General features: G+C 63.1%; 12 protein-coding genes and 1 pseudogene. 1 reads left to right on the top strand and 12 read right to left on the bottom strand.

Translation table 11 applies throughout. The annotated features are described in order from the left end of the window. Positions 1–14 precede the first annotated feature (14 nt). The 10 genes and pseudogenes from DPM33_RS26460 to DPM33_RS26415 all read right to left on the bottom strand — a co-directional run bounded on the left by DPM33_RS26460 (position 15) and on the right by DPM33_RS26415 (position 11,158). Positions 15–461: a hypothetical protein gene (locus DPM33_RS26460; protein ID WP_112100340.1), complete on the bottom strand. Its 447-nt coding sequence runs from the start codon at positions 459–461 to the stop codon at positions 15–17. A gap of 22 nt (positions 462–483) precedes the next feature. After that, on the bottom strand, positions 484–744 hold the full coding sequence (locus DPM33_RS26455) for a DUF2312 domain-containing protein (RefSeq protein WP_095767239.1): 261 nt from the start codon (positions 742–744) through the stop codon (positions 484–486). A gap of 151 nt (positions 745–895) precedes the next feature. Further along, positions 896–4,354 (bottom strand): pyruvate carboxylase, encoded by a 3,459-nt coding sequence (gene pyc, locus DPM33_RS26450; protein ID WP_112100339.1) that lies wholly within the window; start codon positions 4,352–4,354, stop codon positions 896–898. A 270-nt stretch (positions 4,355–4,624) separates the two neighbouring features. After that, the gene (locus DPM33_RS26445; RefSeq protein WP_112100338.1) at positions 4,625–5,746 is read right to left on the bottom strand and encodes a branched-chain amino acid ABC transporter substrate-binding protein; all 1,122 of its coding nucleotides are present in this window, start codon (positions 5,744–5,746) and stop codon (positions 4,625–4,627) included. A gap of 136 nt (positions 5,747–5,882) precedes the next feature. After that, the gene (locus DPM33_RS26440; RefSeq protein WP_112100337.1) at positions 5,883–6,230 is read right to left on the bottom strand and encodes a DUF6867 family protein; all 348 of its coding nucleotides are present in this window, start codon (positions 6,228–6,230) and stop codon (positions 5,883–5,885) included. Between the two features lie 16 nt (positions 6,231–6,246). Beyond that, a complete protein-coding gene (locus DPM33_RS26435; protein WP_112100336.1) occupies positions 6,247–6,975 on the bottom strand; it encodes an ABC transporter ATP-binding protein in 729 nt (242 codons plus the stop codon). 17 nt (positions 6,976–6,992) lie between these two features. Then, a pseudogene (locus tag DPM33_RS26430) lies at positions 6,993–8,057 on the bottom strand (ABC transporter ATP-binding protein); the annotation flags it as partial. After that, entirely contained in the window at positions 8,057–9,448 is a 1,392-nt protein-coding gene (gene livM / locus DPM33_RS26425; protein ID WP_112100334.1) for a high-affinity branched-chain amino acid ABC transporter permease LivM, read from the bottom strand. The gene livM and the pseudogene DPM33_RS26430, both read right to left, overlap by 1 nt. Before the next feature lie 5 nt (positions 9,449–9,453). After that, positions 9,454–10,356: a branched-chain amino acid ABC transporter permease gene (locus DPM33_RS26420; RefSeq protein ID WP_112100333.1), complete on the bottom strand. Its 903-nt coding sequence runs from the start codon at positions 10,354–10,356 to the stop codon at positions 9,454–9,456. A gap of 415 nt (positions 10,357–10,771) precedes the next feature. After that, positions 10,772–11,158, bottom strand: coding sequence for an ectoine synthase (locus DPM33_RS26415; protein WP_112100380.1), 387 nt, complete (start codon positions 11,156–11,158; stop codon positions 10,772–10,774). Between the two features lie 174 nt (positions 11,159–11,332). Here DPM33_RS26415 and DPM33_RS26410 point away from each other — a divergent pair, with 174 nt between their 5' ends. After that, positions 11,333–12,214 carry a LysR substrate-binding domain-containing protein gene (locus DPM33_RS26410; RefSeq protein ID WP_112100332.1) on the top strand — a complete coding sequence of 294 codons (882 nt, stop codon included), beginning with the start codon at positions 11,333–11,335 and terminating at the stop codon, positions 12,212–12,214. Here the strand turns inward: DPM33_RS26410 and DPM33_RS26405 are convergent. Together DPM33_RS26405 and DPM33_RS26400 are read right to left on the bottom strand one after the other, a co-directional pair. Beyond that, positions 12,207–13,208 (bottom strand): 4-hydroxyproline epimerase, encoded by a 1,002-nt coding sequence (locus DPM33_RS26405; RefSeq protein ID WP_112100331.1) that lies wholly within the window; start codon positions 13,206–13,208, stop codon positions 12,207–12,209. The genes DPM33_RS26410 and DPM33_RS26405 overlap by 8 nt on opposite strands. Before the next feature lie 72 nt (positions 13,209–13,280). After that, positions 13,281–14,591: an NAD(P)/FAD-dependent oxidoreductase gene (locus DPM33_RS26400; protein WP_167449229.1), complete on the bottom strand. Its 1,311-nt coding sequence runs from the start codon at positions 14,589–14,591 to the stop codon at positions 13,281–13,283. Positions 14,592–14,599: the final 8 nt, after the last annotated feature.

The following is a 14,599-nucleotide window of genomic DNA, read 5'->3' as shown; positions in this document are numbered from 1 at the left end:
CGCGCGCAGCAGCGCTATGGCCGGGCTTCCCCCAGCACGGCGAGGACGGCCTCTTCGAAGCGCGAGCACTCCGTTACCAGCCAGTCGGCCATGGCGGGCCAGTTGTCCTCGGCGTAGCAGTTCACCCGCCACATCGAATTGATGCCGAGCCCCTCGCAACTCTGCTCCGGCTTGAGCTTCAGCCTCGTCTCGATCACCGGCTGGAACGGCCGCAGCCGCGACCATGATTCCGTCGCGCCCAACTTTTCATTGCGCCCGAAGAAGACGCCGACATGGTTCTGCGCCGGCGCGACATACATCGAAAGCACCAAGGCGAAATCAGGCATCCCGCGCTGCCAGAACCACGGCCCGCGCCGGGCCAGTGTGGCCCTTTCTTCCGGATGCCGTTCGGCGAACAGCGCCCAGAAGCCGCGCTGGCGGAACTCCGATGCGCGGCGGTCGCCGAAGTCGAACTCATTCATGGCCGGGCTCCGGCCATCGGCCTCAGGCCATGCCGAGCGCGGCCTTGTAGAGGTCCAGAATGGATTCCTCTTCCTGGCGCTCGGCCTGGTCCTTCTTGCGCAGCCGCACGATGGTGCGGATCGCCTTGGTGTCGAAGCCGGTGCCCTTGGCTTCGGCATAGACATCCTTGATGTCGTCGGAGATCGTCTTCTTCTCTTCCTCGAGCCGCTCGATGCGCTCGATGATGGTGCGCAGCTGGCCGGCGGCTACAGTCTGGCTGGTCTCGGTGATTTCGTCGGCCATTTTTCTCTCCGCGTCTTCTGAAGCCAAGGCGATTCCCGCCACGGCAAATTGGAGCGGGTTCCCTGCCCGAGCGGGCGCGGCGGGTCAAGACACTTGTCGAGCGGTTGTGGACGACTGCTGCCAGCCGTCCATTCATGGTGTGCCTTGCTCGTCACTTAAAAGCGATGAGCAGGTCCTTCGCATCGATCTGGTCGCCGGCCTTGACCAGCACTTCGGCAATCTCGCCGTCGCGCTCGGCATGCAGCGCCGTCTCCATTTTCATCGCCTCGATCGACAAAAGCACGTCGCCCGCCTTGACCGCCTGTCCGGCCGCCACGGCAAGCGCCGAGACCACGCCGGGCATCGGCGCGCCGACATGCCCCTCGTTACCGGGCTCGGCCTTGCGGCGCGCCTTGGCGGCGGAAGCGCCATGTGCCCGGTCCGGCACCTTGACGCGGCGCGGCTGGCCGTTGAGCTCGAAGAACACGGTGACCATGCCCTTGTCGTCGACATCGCCGAATGCCTGGCAACGAACCACCAAGGTCTTGCCCTTCTCGATGTCGAGGAAGATCTCGTCTTCCGACTTCATGCCGTAGAAATAGGTCGGCGTCGGCAACACGCTCACCGGCCCGTAGGTCTCCTGGGCGGCGGCGAAGTCGGTGAACACCTTCGGGTACATCAGCCACGAGGCGAATTCGTATTCGGAAAGCTTGCGATCGAGTTTCGTCTCGATGTCCTTGCGGCTCGCCTTGAGGTCGGCGGGCTTCAAGAGCGAGCCGGGCCGCACCGTGATCGGCTTCTCGCCCTTCAGCGCCTTCTTCTGCAGCGCCGCCGGCCAGCCGCCGGGCGACTGGCCGAGATCGCCGCGCAGCATCGACACGACCGAATCCGGGAAGGCGATGTCCTTGGCCGGATTCTCGACGTCGGCGACGGTGAGATCCTGGCTGACCATCATCAACGCCATGTCGCCGACCACCTTGGAGGACGGCGTCACCTTGACGATGTCGCCGAACATCAAATTGACGTCGTGATAGGCCTGCGCAACCTCGTGCCAGCGCGTTTCAAGCCCCAGCGAGCGCGCCTGCTCCTTGAGGTTGGTGAACTGGCCGCCCGGCATCTCGTGCAGATAGACTTCCGAGGCCGGTCCTTTCAGGTCGCTCTCGAAGGCGGCGTACTGGTTGCGCACCGCTTCCCAGTAGAAGGAGATGCGGCGGATCCATTGCGGGTCGAGGCCGGGATCGCGCTCGGTGCCCTTCAGCGCCTCGACGATCGAGCCGAGACAGGGCTGCGAGGTGTTGCCGGAAAAGGAATCCATCGCCGCGTCGATGGCGTCGGCGCCGCTTTCCACCGCCGCCAGCACCGTCGCGGCCGACAGGCCCGACGTGTCGTGCGTGTGGAAATGGATCGGCAGGTCGGTCGCCTCGCGCAGCGCCTTGAATAGTGCGCGGGCAGCACTCGGCTTGAGCAAACCTGCCATGTCCTTGACGGCGATGATATGCGCGCCGGCTGCTTCGAGTTCCTTGGCCAGACCGACATAATATTTGAGGTCATATTTGGCGCGCGCCGGATCGAGGATGTCGCCGGTGTAGCACATCGCCGCCTCGACCAGCTTGCCCTCGGCGCCGACCGCGTCCATGGCGACGCGCATGTTCTCGACCCAGTTCAGGCAGTCGAAGACGCGGAACAGGTCCACGCCGCCGCTTGCGGCCTGGCGGACGAAATGCTGCACGACATTGTCGGGATAGTTGGTGTAGCCGACGCCGTTGGCGCCGCGCAGCAGCATCTGCAGCAAAAGGTTGGGCGCCGCCTCGCGCACTTTGCTCAGCCGCTCCCACGGATCCTCGGTGAGGAAGCGCATGGCGACGTCGAACGTGGCGCCGCCCCAGCATTCCAGCGACAGCAACTGCGGCAGCGCCCGCGCATAGGTGCCGGCGATGCCGACGATGTCATGCGTGCGCATGCGCGTGGCAAGCAGCGACTGGTGGCCGTCGCGCATCGTCGTGTCGGTGACCAGCACCTGGCGCTGCTCGCGCATCCAGGCGGCGAATTTCTCCGGACCCTCGGCGTCGAGCCTCTGCTTGCTGCCGTCCGGAACATGGCCGTTGAGATAGGGCACCACCGGCGCCGCCGCATTGGCCTTCGGCATCGGCCGTCCGCGCGTCTCCGGGTGGCCATTGACGCTGACGTCGGCAAGATAGTTGAGCAGCTTGGTGGCGCGGTCCTGCCGCTTCACCTGCTCGAACAGTTCCGGCGTCGTGTCGATGAACTTGGTCGTGTAGGAATTGTCGGCGAAGCGCGGGTGATTGATGATCGCTTCGAGAAAGGTGAGGTTGGTGGCCACGCCACGGATGCGGAACTCGCGCAGCGCCCGGTTCATGCGCGAAATCGCCTCACCGGGCGTCGGCGCCCAGGCCGTCACCTTTTCCAGCAGCGGATCATAGAAGCGGGTGATGACCGCGCCCGAGTAGGCGGTGCCGCCGTCGAGCCGTATGCCGAAGCCGGCCGCTTCCCGATAGGCGGTGATGCGGCCGTAATCCGGGATGAAATTATGTTCCGGATCCTCGGTGGTGATGCGGCACTGCAGGGCGTGGCCGTTGAGCCTGATGTCCTTCTGCGCCGGCACGCCCGATTGCTTCGTGCCTATGGCGAAGCCGTCGAGGATATGGATCTGCGCCTTGACGATGTCGATGCCGGTCACCTGCTCGGTGACCGTGTGCTCGACTTGGATGCGCGGATTGACCTCGATGAAGTAGAACTTGCCGGTGTCGGCGTCCTGCAGGAATTCGACCGTGCCGGCGCCGATATAGCTGGTCTCGCGCGCGATCTTGAGTGCGTACCCGCAGAGCTCCTGGCGCAGCTCTTCGCTGAGATACGGCGCCGGCGCGCGCTCCACGACCTTCTGGTTGCGGCGCTGGATCGAGCAGTCGCGTTCGAACAGATGCACCGCGTTGCCGTGGGTGTCGCCCAGCACCTGCACCTCGACATGGCGGGCGCGCTCGATCAGCTTTTCGAGATAGACCTCGTCCTTGCCGAAGGCGGCCTTGGCCTCGCGCTTGCCTTCCATCACCTCGCGCGCCAGGTCTGCCTCGGCGCGGATGGCGCGCATGCCGCGGCCGCCGCCGCCCCATGACGCCTTGAGCATCACCGGATAACCGACCTCCTTGGCCAGTTTCTTGACCGCCTCCATGTCGTCCGGCAGCGGATCGGTCGCCGGCACCACCGGCACGCCGACCTCGATCGCCAGGTTGCGCGCGGCGACCTTGTTGCCGAGCCTCCGCATCGTTTCCGGCTTCGGGCCGATGAAGGTGACGCCGGCCTCGGCGCAGGCCTCGGCGAACTCAGGGCTTTCCGAGAGCAGACCGTAGCCGGGATGGATGGCGTCGGCGCCGGACAGCCTGGCGACCCGGATCACCTCCTCGATCGACAGGTAGCTCTCGATCGGCCCCATGTCCTTGGCCAGATGCGGTCCGCGCCCGACCTGGTAGCTCTCGTCGGCCTTGAAGCGGTGCAGCGAATATTTGTCTTCTTCAGCCCAGATCGCCACGGTTTTGAGGCCGAGCTCGTTGGCCGCGCGGAACACGCGGATGGCGATTTCGGACCGGTTGGCGACGAGGATCTTCGTGATGGCCAAGGACTGGGCTCCAGTAGCGTAAGGGAAGATGAACCGGCGCAATGATTAGCGTGAAAATGCTGCAGTGCAAACAAATTTGAGCGACACCTAAAACGATTTAGGTCGCTTGTTTGCGGCAGACGCGTCACCGCTGTCCTTCCAGCGCCATGGTCGGATGACGGCAGAGGCCTCCAACGCGCAGAGCAGGTCCCTCTCAAGGCGGCTGAGCCGCAAACGAAAATGCCCGGCGCGAGCGCCGGGCATCCCGTTCAAGTCGGCCTGAGTGCCGGCTTATTTCTCGAAATAGCTGTACTTGCCGTCGTCACCCTTCTTCCATTCGTAGATGACGTAGTCCGGACGGGTGATGTCGCCCTTGGCGTCGTAGCCGATCTCGCCAATAACCGTCTTCCACGGACCGCCGGACTTGATCACCTCAGCAACCTTCTGCGCGTCGTCGGCCGAACCGACCTTGGCGATGGCCTGGGCGATGATCTGCACGGCGGCATAGGAGTAGAGCGTGTAGGCTTCCGGTTCGAAGCCGGCGGCGCGGAACTTCTCCACGACTGCCTTGGCGTCCGGGTTCTTGCGCGGATCCGGAGCGAAGGTATTGAGCGTGCCGGCAACGGCGTCGCCAGCGATCGAGGCCAGTTCGTTGGAGACGATGCCGTCGCCCGAGAACATCGGCGCCTTCAGGCCCTGGTCGGCCGTCTGACGGATGATCAGGCCGGCTTCGGTGTGCAGGCCACCCCAGTAGATTAGGTTGACGTTGTTTTCCTTCATCTTGGCGATGAGGGCCGAGAAGTCCTTGTCGCCGACATTGATGCCTTCATACATCACTTCCTTGATGCCGTTGGCGTTGAGGTTCTTCTTGGTCTCGTCGGCAAGGCCCTGGCCGTAAGGCGTCTTGTCGTGGACGATGGCGATCTTGGCGTCCTTGAAGTTCTTGGCGATGTAGTCGCCGGCCACCTTGCCCTGCTGGTCGTCGCGACCGCAGGTGCGGAAGGTGTTCCACAGGCCGCGCTCGGTAAGCTTCGGATTGGTTGCCGACGGCGTCATGACGAGGATGCCGTTCTCCGCATAGACTTCCGACGCGGGAATGGTCACGCCCGAGTTGAAGTGGCCGTCGACGAACTTGACGCCGTCGGCGACGAACTTGTTGGCGACCGAGATGCCCTGCTTGGGATCGGAGACGTCGTCGCCGATCTCGATCTTGAGCTGCTGGCCGTTGACGCCGCCCGCGGCATTGATGTCGGCGACCGCCTGCTCCGCGCCCTTCTGCAGCTGCGCGCCGAAGGCTGCGTTCGGACCGGTGATCGGACCAGCGACGCCGATCAGGAGGTCAGCGGCCCACGCGCTGCCGCTGAACGCGATGAACGCGGTCAGCGCCACGGCGGACAAGAGTGATTTTTTCATTGAAACGCTCCCATTTACGGAGTGGGCGTGGATGATACTTTCATGCGATGCCCACCCTTATCGCAGAAAGCATAGAATGCCGATTTTCAGGCACTTGTCACGCCGATTCATCCCGGAAACGGCGTAATGGTGAACGTCAACCTTTCGGTTTCCAGCTTAATAAGGAAGCTCTTTCATAGAGCCAGTTATACTGTGTGACCATCTGGTTGGTGCGCGTGTATTGATAGCCGAGGAAGCCCAATATCATCAGCACGATGGTGTCGACGATATAGTAATGCAGCGAGAACATCGTGCCGTCGAACAGCGCGTGATGGATGAACCGGATGCCGACGCCGAGACCGAGCATATAGAAGAACAGCTGAACATAGCTGCTCCAGGTCTGAGCCGCGGCCTTGCCGGTCATCCACGCCGCCCAGCCGCCAAGCAGGCAGGTGACGAACAGGAACTGCCAGATCGAGGCTTCTTCGTAGATTATACCCATGATTGATATCCCCCGATCTTTAGTGATGCCCGCCTTCGAGATAGGCGGCGCGCACTTCCGGATTGGCGAGCAACTCCTTGCCGGTGCCGCTCATCGTCACATTGCCGTTGACCATGACATAGCCGCGGGTGGCGAGTTTGAGCGCGCCAAAGGCGTTCTGCTCGACCAGGAACACGGTCAACCCTTGCGACTTGTTCAATTCGCGGATGGCGTCGAAGATCTGCTTGACGATCAACGGTGCGAGACCCAGCGACGGCTCGTCGAGCAGAAGCAGCTTCGGCCGCGCCATCAGCGCTCGGCCGATCGACAGCATCTGCTGTTCGCCGCCCGACAGCGTGCCGCCGCGCTGGCCGATGCGTTCCTTGAGCCGCGGGAACAGAGAAAACACCTTCTCGACATCCTCGGCATAGTGCTGGAGGTTGTCGAGACTGGCGCCCATCTGCAGGTTTTCCATCACCGTCATGCGCGGGAAGATGCGGCGTCCTTCCGGCGACTGGGCAATGCGCAGACGGGCGATCTCATGCGTCGGCATCTGGGTGATGTCGTTGCCGGCGAAGGTGATGGTGCCCGCGCGAGCGCGTGGTGCTCCAAAAATGGTCATCATCAATGTCGACTTGCCGGCGCCGTTGGCGCCGATAAGCGCCACGATCTCACCCTGGTTGACGGTGACATTGACACCGTTCAGCGCCCGGATGTTGCCGTAATAGGTCTCGACGCCCTTGACGTCGAGCAGCGTTGTGCCGGCCATTATTTACGCCCTCCGCGCGGCTTGGCAGTCGAGGATTTCGGGGCCGGCTTGCTCTTTGTCGAATTCGCGCGGGCATCGACCTGCGCCGCTTTCGAGGCACCCTTCGAGACCGTGACCCGCTCGCCTTCATTCGCGTGTTCGACGGAATCGGAAACCGGCCCTGCCATCATCGAAGCGGAATTACCCGGTCCGTGCGCGGCATCCGGCCCGGTATCGAGCTGCTCGATGACATCCTCGTCGCCGACTTCGGTCAGCACTTCTTGGACCTCTTCGTCGTCGACGCCGAGATAGGCGGCGATGACGCGTGGATCGGTCCTGACCGACGCCGGATTGCCGTCGGAGATCTTGCGGCCGTATTCGAGCACGACGACATGGTCGGAAATCTGCATCACCACCGACATGTCGTGCTCGATGAGCAGGATCGAGGTACCCGTGCCCTTGATGCCCATCAACAGTTCGTTGAGCGCGGCCGATTCCTTCGGATTGAGGCCGGCGGCCGGCTCGTCCAGGCACAGAAGTTCCGGCCCCGTGCACATGGCGCGGGCGATCTCCAGGCGCCGCTGCGCCCCATAGGGCAGGTCGCCGGCGGGATCGTCGGCGCGGTCGACGAGATCGGCCTTCTCCAGCCAGTGCCTTGCGAGCTCGATCGACTCGGCCGAGGCCTGACGGTAGCTCGGGAAGCCGAACAGGCCGAGGAAGGTATAACCTGAAGCCTTCATCAGCTTGTTGTGCTGCGCGACCAGAAGGTTCTCCAGGAGCGTCATGCCGGAGAACAGGCGGATGTTCTGGAAGGTGCGCGCCACGTTGGCGCGCGCCGGAATCTCGTGGTTGGGCAGGCGCTCGAGCAGAAAGGTCGAGCCGTCGCGTTTGTTGAGCGTGATCATGCCCTCGGTCGGCTTGTAGAAGCCGGTGATGCAGTTGAACACCGTGGTCTTGCCGGCGCCGTTCGGCCCGATCAACGCGGTGATCTCGCCGCGCTTGGCCTGGAACGACAGATCGCCGATGGCGACCAGGCCGCCGAACTTCATCGACAGGTGCTCGACCTGCAGGATGAAATCGCTCATGGAAGCTTGCGCGTTCATCAGCCGTGGCCCTCCTTGGTGAAGGACGCTGAGACCGCTCTTCGTTCCTTGAGGAAGGCTGTCGGTTCCCGACTGCCGACGAAGCCGCGCGGCTTCCACAGCATCACGATCACCATGGCCATGCCGAACAGAAGCATGCGGTAGAGTTCCGGCGTGAAGTCCGGACCGAACACGGCCTTGAGGAAGTCGAGCTCGCGCAGGATCTCGGTGCCGCCGATCATCACCAGCGCCGCCACCGCAATGCCGCCGAGCGAACCCATGCCGCCGAGCACGACGATGGCAAGGATGATCGCCGATTCCAGGAAGACGAAGGATTCAGGGCTGACGAAGCCCTGCCTTGCGGCGAAGAACGAGCCGGCGAAGCCGCCGAACATGGCGCCGGTGGCGAACGCCGTCAGCTTGGTGGTGGTGGTGTTGATGCCGAGCGAGCGGCAGGCGATCTCGTCCTCCCGCAGCGCTTCCCAGGCGCGTCCCACCGGCAGGCGGCGCAGCCTGATGGTGACGAAGGCGGTGAGCAGGCAGAGCCCTAGGGCGAGATAGTAGAGGAATATCTTATAGTAGGCGCCCGATTGAGCGATATGCAGCACCTTGGCGATGTAGTTCGGGTCCGAGACGTTGAACGATATCAGCCCGAAGAAGGAAACCTTCGGAATGCCGGAAATGCCGGCCGAGCCGTTGGTCACTTCGCGCCAGTTGATCAAAACCAGGCGGATGATCTCGCCGAAGGCAAGCGTGACGATCGCCAGATAGTCGCCGCGCAGCCTAAGCACCGGGAAGCCGAGCATGACGCCCCAGAAAGCGGCCATACAGCCGGCGGCCGGCAGCAGGATCCAGAACGACAGGCCGAAATGCGTGCCGAGCAATGCGTAGGCATAGGCGCCGACGGCGTAGAAGGCGACGTAGCCGAGATCGAGCAGACCGGCCAGCCCGACGACGATGTTGAGGCCCCAGGCCAGCATTACATAGATCAGGATCTGGATGCCGAAATTGTCGACCCATTTGAGCGAGCCCTGGAAGCCGAACAGCAGCACCATCGCGATTGGATAGAGCAGGAGGATGACCAGGCCGATCCTGTTGAAGTTCTGCTTGATGAAGCCCGGCTCAGCGACGACCGCCGGGGTCGCGGCCTTCTCGGCCTTCGACCGCTCCATCGCCGGAACCGCGTAGGCGACATAGAGAAACCGGCCGACGGTAACGGCAATGACCACGATGGCGAGCAGCAACCAGCGCTGCACCAGGATGAGCTCGTTGGTGATGTTCTGGTCCGTCCTGAGACCGATGAACAGCACGAATAGGCCTAGCGAAATGGCGCCGGCATAGAACGCTTCGCGAAAAGCGCGCTGGATGGGAGTAGCGACTGCGTCGCGCCCCGAAGACACGGTAGCGGCCATGAGGATCAGACCTTTTCGACTTCAGGCCGGCCCAGTATGCCGGAGGGCAGGAAGATCAGCACGATCGCCAGGATCGAGAAGGCGGCGACGTCCTTGTAGTCGATCGAGAAATAGGCCGACCACATGCTCTCGATGAAGCCGATCAAGAGCCCTCCGAGCACGGCGCCTGGCAGCGAGCCGATGCCGCCGAGCACGGCTGCCGTAAAGGCTTTCACGCCCGGCACGAAGCCGTCCGAGAATACCACGACGCCGTAATACATCAGGAACAGCGTGCCGGCGACGGCGGCTAGCGCCGCGCCCATGATGAAGGTGATGGAGATGGTGCGGTCGACATCGATGCCGAGCAGCGCCGCCATCTTGCGGTCCTGCTCGCAGGCGCGCTGCGCCCGGCCGAGCGCCGTTCGATTGACGAGATACCAGAAGATCGCCAGCAGTGTGATGGTGACGATCACGATGATGATCTGCTTCAGCGAGATGCTGATGCCGTCAAAAGTGTAGACCTGAGAGACCAGCGGCGGGATCGGCTTGTTGCGGGGACCCTGCGTGACCTGCACGAAGTTGGACAGCGCGATCGACATGCCGATGGCGGTGATCAGCGGCGCCAGCCGGAACGAGCCGCGCAGCGGCCGGTAGGCCACCTTCTCGATCGTCCAGTTGTAGAGGCTGGTAAGCAGCATCGCCACGATCATCATGATCAGAAGCGCCACCACGATCGGCACGGAATAAAACAGTGCGCCGAGGATCAGGAAGACGATGAGCGCGGTGAAGGCGCCGACCATGAAAATGTCGCCATGGGCGAAATTGATCATGCCGATGATGCCGTAGACCATCGTATAGCCGATTGCGATCAGCCCATAGATCGATCCCAGCGTCAGCCCATTGATAAGCTGCTGGACGAAGTACTGCATATTTATGCGGCTCCCCTGGAATGTCGCCTTTGCGGACGCATTCCTTTTCGTATTTCCCCTAGTCGTAAAGTTTCGAGCCCGGATTGCAACGTGATTTTTCAATCGCTCCGCGTGGTTTGGAAGCACGCTGTCCGACTGCCCGTTTTTTCGCACCCGACCCCTGGACTATCGCGGACCCTATCATTGGCACAACGCAATGTCTTTGACGATTCAACCTTATGATGAGCTTCCTGTCGAAGAAACCCGCGTCAAAATAATTTGATGAGACGAATCCTTGCGTAATTCGAGGTGGTCCGTTTTGGACCGCCGCGCATTCCGCCGGGTTAGGATTCCATCATGTGACGGCCATGTGACGGCGAGGCACCTTTCCGCGTAGGGCAACCTCGCCGGAATGGAAGAACCTTGCAGCGGAGCCTCAGTAGGCAGAGCCTCCCTCTCCATTGAGACTGTGCTTTTCGGTCCCTCTGAGCGGCGGATTGAACACGCTCACCAGCACCATGTCGCCGGCGCCGTCGGCGCGCAGGAAATGATCGTCATGCGCGTCGAGCACATAGATCGTCCCCGGTTCGACGCGGTGGACGGTGCCGGTCATATCCTCGACCTCGCCGCTGCCGGAAATGCAATAGCAGGCCTCCAGGTGCCTGCGATATTGCAACCGCGACTCGCTGCCCGCGCGCACCACCGTGTGGCATATCGTGAAGCCCATGCCGTCATGCTGCGTCAATAACCGATGGCTGGTGCCATTGCCCCAGTCGACGAAGAAGTCAGTTTTTTCTACATCAGCCAATTGTCTGGTGAACATTGTCGCCTTTCCACGAAAAAGGTTTGCGAAGCGCCAGCGCTTCAAGATTGGCGACGGAGATCGACTTTTCCGCAACTAGCGATTAGATTTCGCGCCGCGCTCCGGATCAATGACGCAGGTCGAACCGCGCTTCAAATGACGGATTTTGGTCTGATCTGTTAGAGAATTTTACAGATGGATTATTTGCCGCTGAACGCGATCCGCGCCTTCGAGGCGACAGCCCGCCATTTGAGCTTCTCCGCCGCAGGCGAAGAGCTGCATGTCACCCATCCCGCCATCAGCCACCAGATCAGGCGACTGGAGGAGTGGCTCGGCGTGGCGCTGTTTCATCGTGACGCCCGCAAGGTCCGCCTGACCGAGGCCGGGCTTGCGCTGCACGCATCCGCGGGCGCGGCGCTGGCCGAGCTCGACGCCGCCTGCCGGCGCATCCGCAGGAGCGCCGGCCTGCAGTCGCTTTCGGTGGGCTGCATTCCCTCCATCGCCAGCCGCTGGCTCGTGCCCCGCCTGTCGGACTTTACGGCTCGCCATCCGGAGATCGCGATCCGCGTCGCCTATGCGAAGGCAGAGGACAGGCTCGAGGACGGCGACAATGATATCTTGATCACCCTCGGCGCGGATCCATCCCCGAGGGCTGCCGGCCTGAAGCTGTTTTCCCGCATAAGCCGACCGGCCTGCAGTCCGCACTACCTGGCGCGCACGGGCCGGCTGGATACGCCGGCGCGGATCGCGGCGGCGGACCTGTTGCATGACGAGACGCGCCATGGCTGGCAGGAATGGTTCGCGAAAGCCGGGATCGGAAGGACCGACATTGGCCGCGGGCCCGTCTTTGCCGATTTCAACATCCTGGCAACGGCCGTCATCGCCGGCCACGGCGTCGCCCTTTGTCCGATCGAGGTCTTTCGCGAGGAACTGAGGCGCGGCGACCTTGTCGTCGTCTCCGATATTTCGACCGATGACGACAAGGGCTATTTCTTGACGATGTCGGCCCGGCCTTCGGCGGCCGAGATCAAATTCGCCGACTGGTTCCGCGATCAGGTGTCGGCGCCTGTCAGCTGACGATGAACCCATGTGCGAACGGATCGCGGTCGTCGATGAAGATGGTGTTGAGCCCGGTCATGCGCGCCCAGCCTCCGATCGAGGGAATGATCGCCGGCTTGCCCGCGACGCTGACCTCTTTCTCGACCCTGCCCTTGAACAGCGAGCCGATGATCGATTCATGCACGAAGCTGTCGCCCGGTTTGAGCTTGCCCTTGGCGTGAAGCTGCGCCATCCGCGCCGAGGTGCCGGTGCCGCAAGGCGAACGGTCGATCGCCTTGTCGCCATAGAACACGGCGTTGCGCGCATCGGCTTCCGCGTGTTTCGGCTTGCCCGTCCACAGCATGTGCGACAGCCGGTTGATGCCGGGATTCTCCGGATGCACGAAGGAAAATTTCTCGTTGAGACGCTGCCGCACAACCGGGCTCCACGCGATGAAGTCGCCGGCCGTGTAATCGGCCATGTCCTGGTAGTTCTTTTGCGGCTCGACGATGGCGTAGAAATTGCCGCCATAGGCGACGTCGACGCTGATCTCGCCGAGCACTGGGCATTCGACGGTCAGGCCTTCGGCGTAGAGGAAGGACGGTACGTTGGTGATGCGCACCTCCTCGACATATTCGCCGACCTGCTTATATTCGGCGATGACGAGGCCGGCCGGCGTGTCGAGCCGAAGCACGCCCGGCGTCTTCGGCTTCACCAGCCCATGCTCGATCGCCATCGTGACCGTGCCGATCGTGCCGTGGCCGCACATAGGCAGGCAGCCTGATGTCTCGATGAACAGGATGGCGATGTCGCAATCCTCGCGCGTCGGCGGATACAGGATCGAGCCCGACATCACGTCATGGCCGCGCGGCTCGAACATCAGTCCGGTGCGGATCCAGTCGTACTCGGCGAGGAAATGCGCCCGGCGCTCCATCATCGTCGAGCCCTCGAGCAACGGCCCGCCGCCGGCGACGAGACGCACCGGATTGCCGCAGGTGTGGCCGTCGATGCAGAAGAAAGATTTTTTGGCCATGATGCTTCCTAAGGCAATTTCAGGAAAAGTGTGAAGCGGTTTTCCGTCCGGAATTGCGTCAAAACAAAGAGATCAGAAACGCTGCGGGCGGAACGGGGTAAGGTCGAGCGGCGGAGTCTGCCCGAGAACGAGATCGCGGATCAAGCGGCCGGTCGCCGCCGACTGGGTAAGGCCGAGATGGCCGTGGCCGAAAGCGTAGTAGACATTTGGCGCGCGCGCCGCGCCGATCACCGGCAGCGAGTCCGGCAGCGACGGGCGATAGCCCATCCATTCGCGGCCGCCCGAGGGGTCGAGCCCGGGCAGGAAACGTTTTGCTTTCTCCAGCATCGCCTTGGAACGGGCGAAGTTGGGCGGCCGGTCGATGCCGCCGAGCTCGACGGCGCCGCCGACGCGCAGGCCCGTTTGCAGCGGGGTGATGACGAAGCCGTGCCCGGAAAAGATGAGCTGCCGCTTCACGGCGAAAGCCGACGACGGCAGCGTCGTGTTGTAGCCGCGCTCGGTTTCGAGCGGGATGCGGTCGCCGAGATTCTTGGCCAGGAGATGCGACCAGGCGCCGGCGGCGATCACAAGCTTGCTTGCCGTTCGCCTCGTGCCATCGGCCAGCACGATCGTGGCGCCGTCGGCACCCGCCTCCACGCGTTCGACCCGCGCATGCTCGAAACGGGCACCAAGCTTTTCCGCATAGGCCCAGACCGCCTTGCCGAGCAGCTTCGGATCGGCGACCGTCTTCCAGCCCGGCACGAAGGTGCCCTTGACGAAGCGCGGCGAAAGACCCGGCTGGAGCGCGGCCATCTCTTCGCCCTCGATATGGCGGAAGCCGATGCCGAACCGCTGCCGCTCGGCCCAGCCGGGCAGCGAGGCGCGGAATTCTGCCTCGCTCTCATAGAACTCCAGCGAACCCTCCTCGCGCAGCATCGGCCGCGTGCCGGAGCGATCGAGCAGGCTCATCCACTCGGCCTCGGCAAGCTTCATCATGCCGGCTTGCGTTGCCAGGCTCGTCTCGTAATGCTTCGCCGCGCCCGCCCTCCAGAAGCGGATCAGCCAGGGCAGGAGTTTCGGCAGGTAGGCCGGCGGAATGGCCAACGGCCCGAGCGGGTCGGCGAGCCATTTCGGCAATTGCCGGATCATGCCTTTATGCGCCAGCGGCAGCACGTCGGAGAAGGCGAAGGCGGCGGCGTTGCCGGAGCTCGTCTCCTCGCAGATGCCGGTACGGTCGAAGACGGTGACGCTTCGCCCTGCTTCGGAGAGCAGGGCCGCGGCGCAGATGCCGATGATGCCGCCACCGATGATGGCGATGTCTTCGCCTTCTCCCCGCTCACGGGGAGAAGCTGCCCCAGTGGCGGAGCGTTGCTCCTGTTCCGGGAATTTGGAATTTCCTGGCACGTGAAGGC

The organism is Mesorhizobium hawassense (genome assembly GCF_003289945.1).
GTDB classification, from domain to species: Bacteria; Pseudomonadota; Alphaproteobacteria; order Rhizobiales; family Rhizobiaceae; genus Mesorhizobium; species Mesorhizobium hawassense.
The sequence above is the reverse complement of the archived record's forward strand: the minus strand, read 5'-3'. Positions and strand labels throughout refer to the sequence as shown.

Excerpts from the sequence above, each read along its gene's own strand:
- DPM33_RS26460 (WP_112100340.1), bottom strand. The coding sequence starts at position 461 with ATGAATGAGTTCGACTTCGGCGACCGCCGCGCATCGGAGTTCCGCCAG.
- DPM33_RS26455 (WP_095767239.1), bottom strand. The coding sequence starts at position 744 with ATGGCCGACGAAATCACCGAGACCAGCCAGACTGTAGCCGCCGGCCAG.
- DPM33_RS26445 (WP_112100338.1), bottom strand. The coding sequence starts at position 5,746 with ATGAAAAAATCACTCTTGTCCGCCGTGGCGCTGACCGCGTTCATCGCG.
- DPM33_RS26435 (WP_112100336.1), bottom strand. The coding sequence starts at position 6,975 with ATGGCCGGCACAACGCTGCTCGACGTCAAGGGCGTCGAGACCTATTAC.
- livM (WP_112100334.1), bottom strand. The coding sequence starts at position 9,448 with ATGGCCGCTACCGTGTCTTCGGGGCGCGACGCAGTCGCTACTCCCATC.
- DPM33_RS26420 (WP_112100333.1), bottom strand. The coding sequence starts at position 10,356 with ATGCAGTACTTCGTCCAGCAGCTTATCAATGGGCTGACGCTGGGATCG.
- DPM33_RS26415 (WP_112100380.1), bottom strand. The coding sequence starts at position 11,158 with ATGTTCACCAGACAATTGGCTGATGTAGAAAAAACTGACTTCTTCGTC.
- DPM33_RS26410 (WP_112100332.1), top strand. The coding sequence starts at position 11,333 with ATGGATTATTTGCCGCTGAACGCGATCCGCGCCTTCGAGGCGACAGCC.
- DPM33_RS26405 (WP_112100331.1), bottom strand. The coding sequence starts at position 13,208 with ATGGCCAAAAAATCTTTCTTCTGCATCGACGGCCACACCTGCGGCAAT.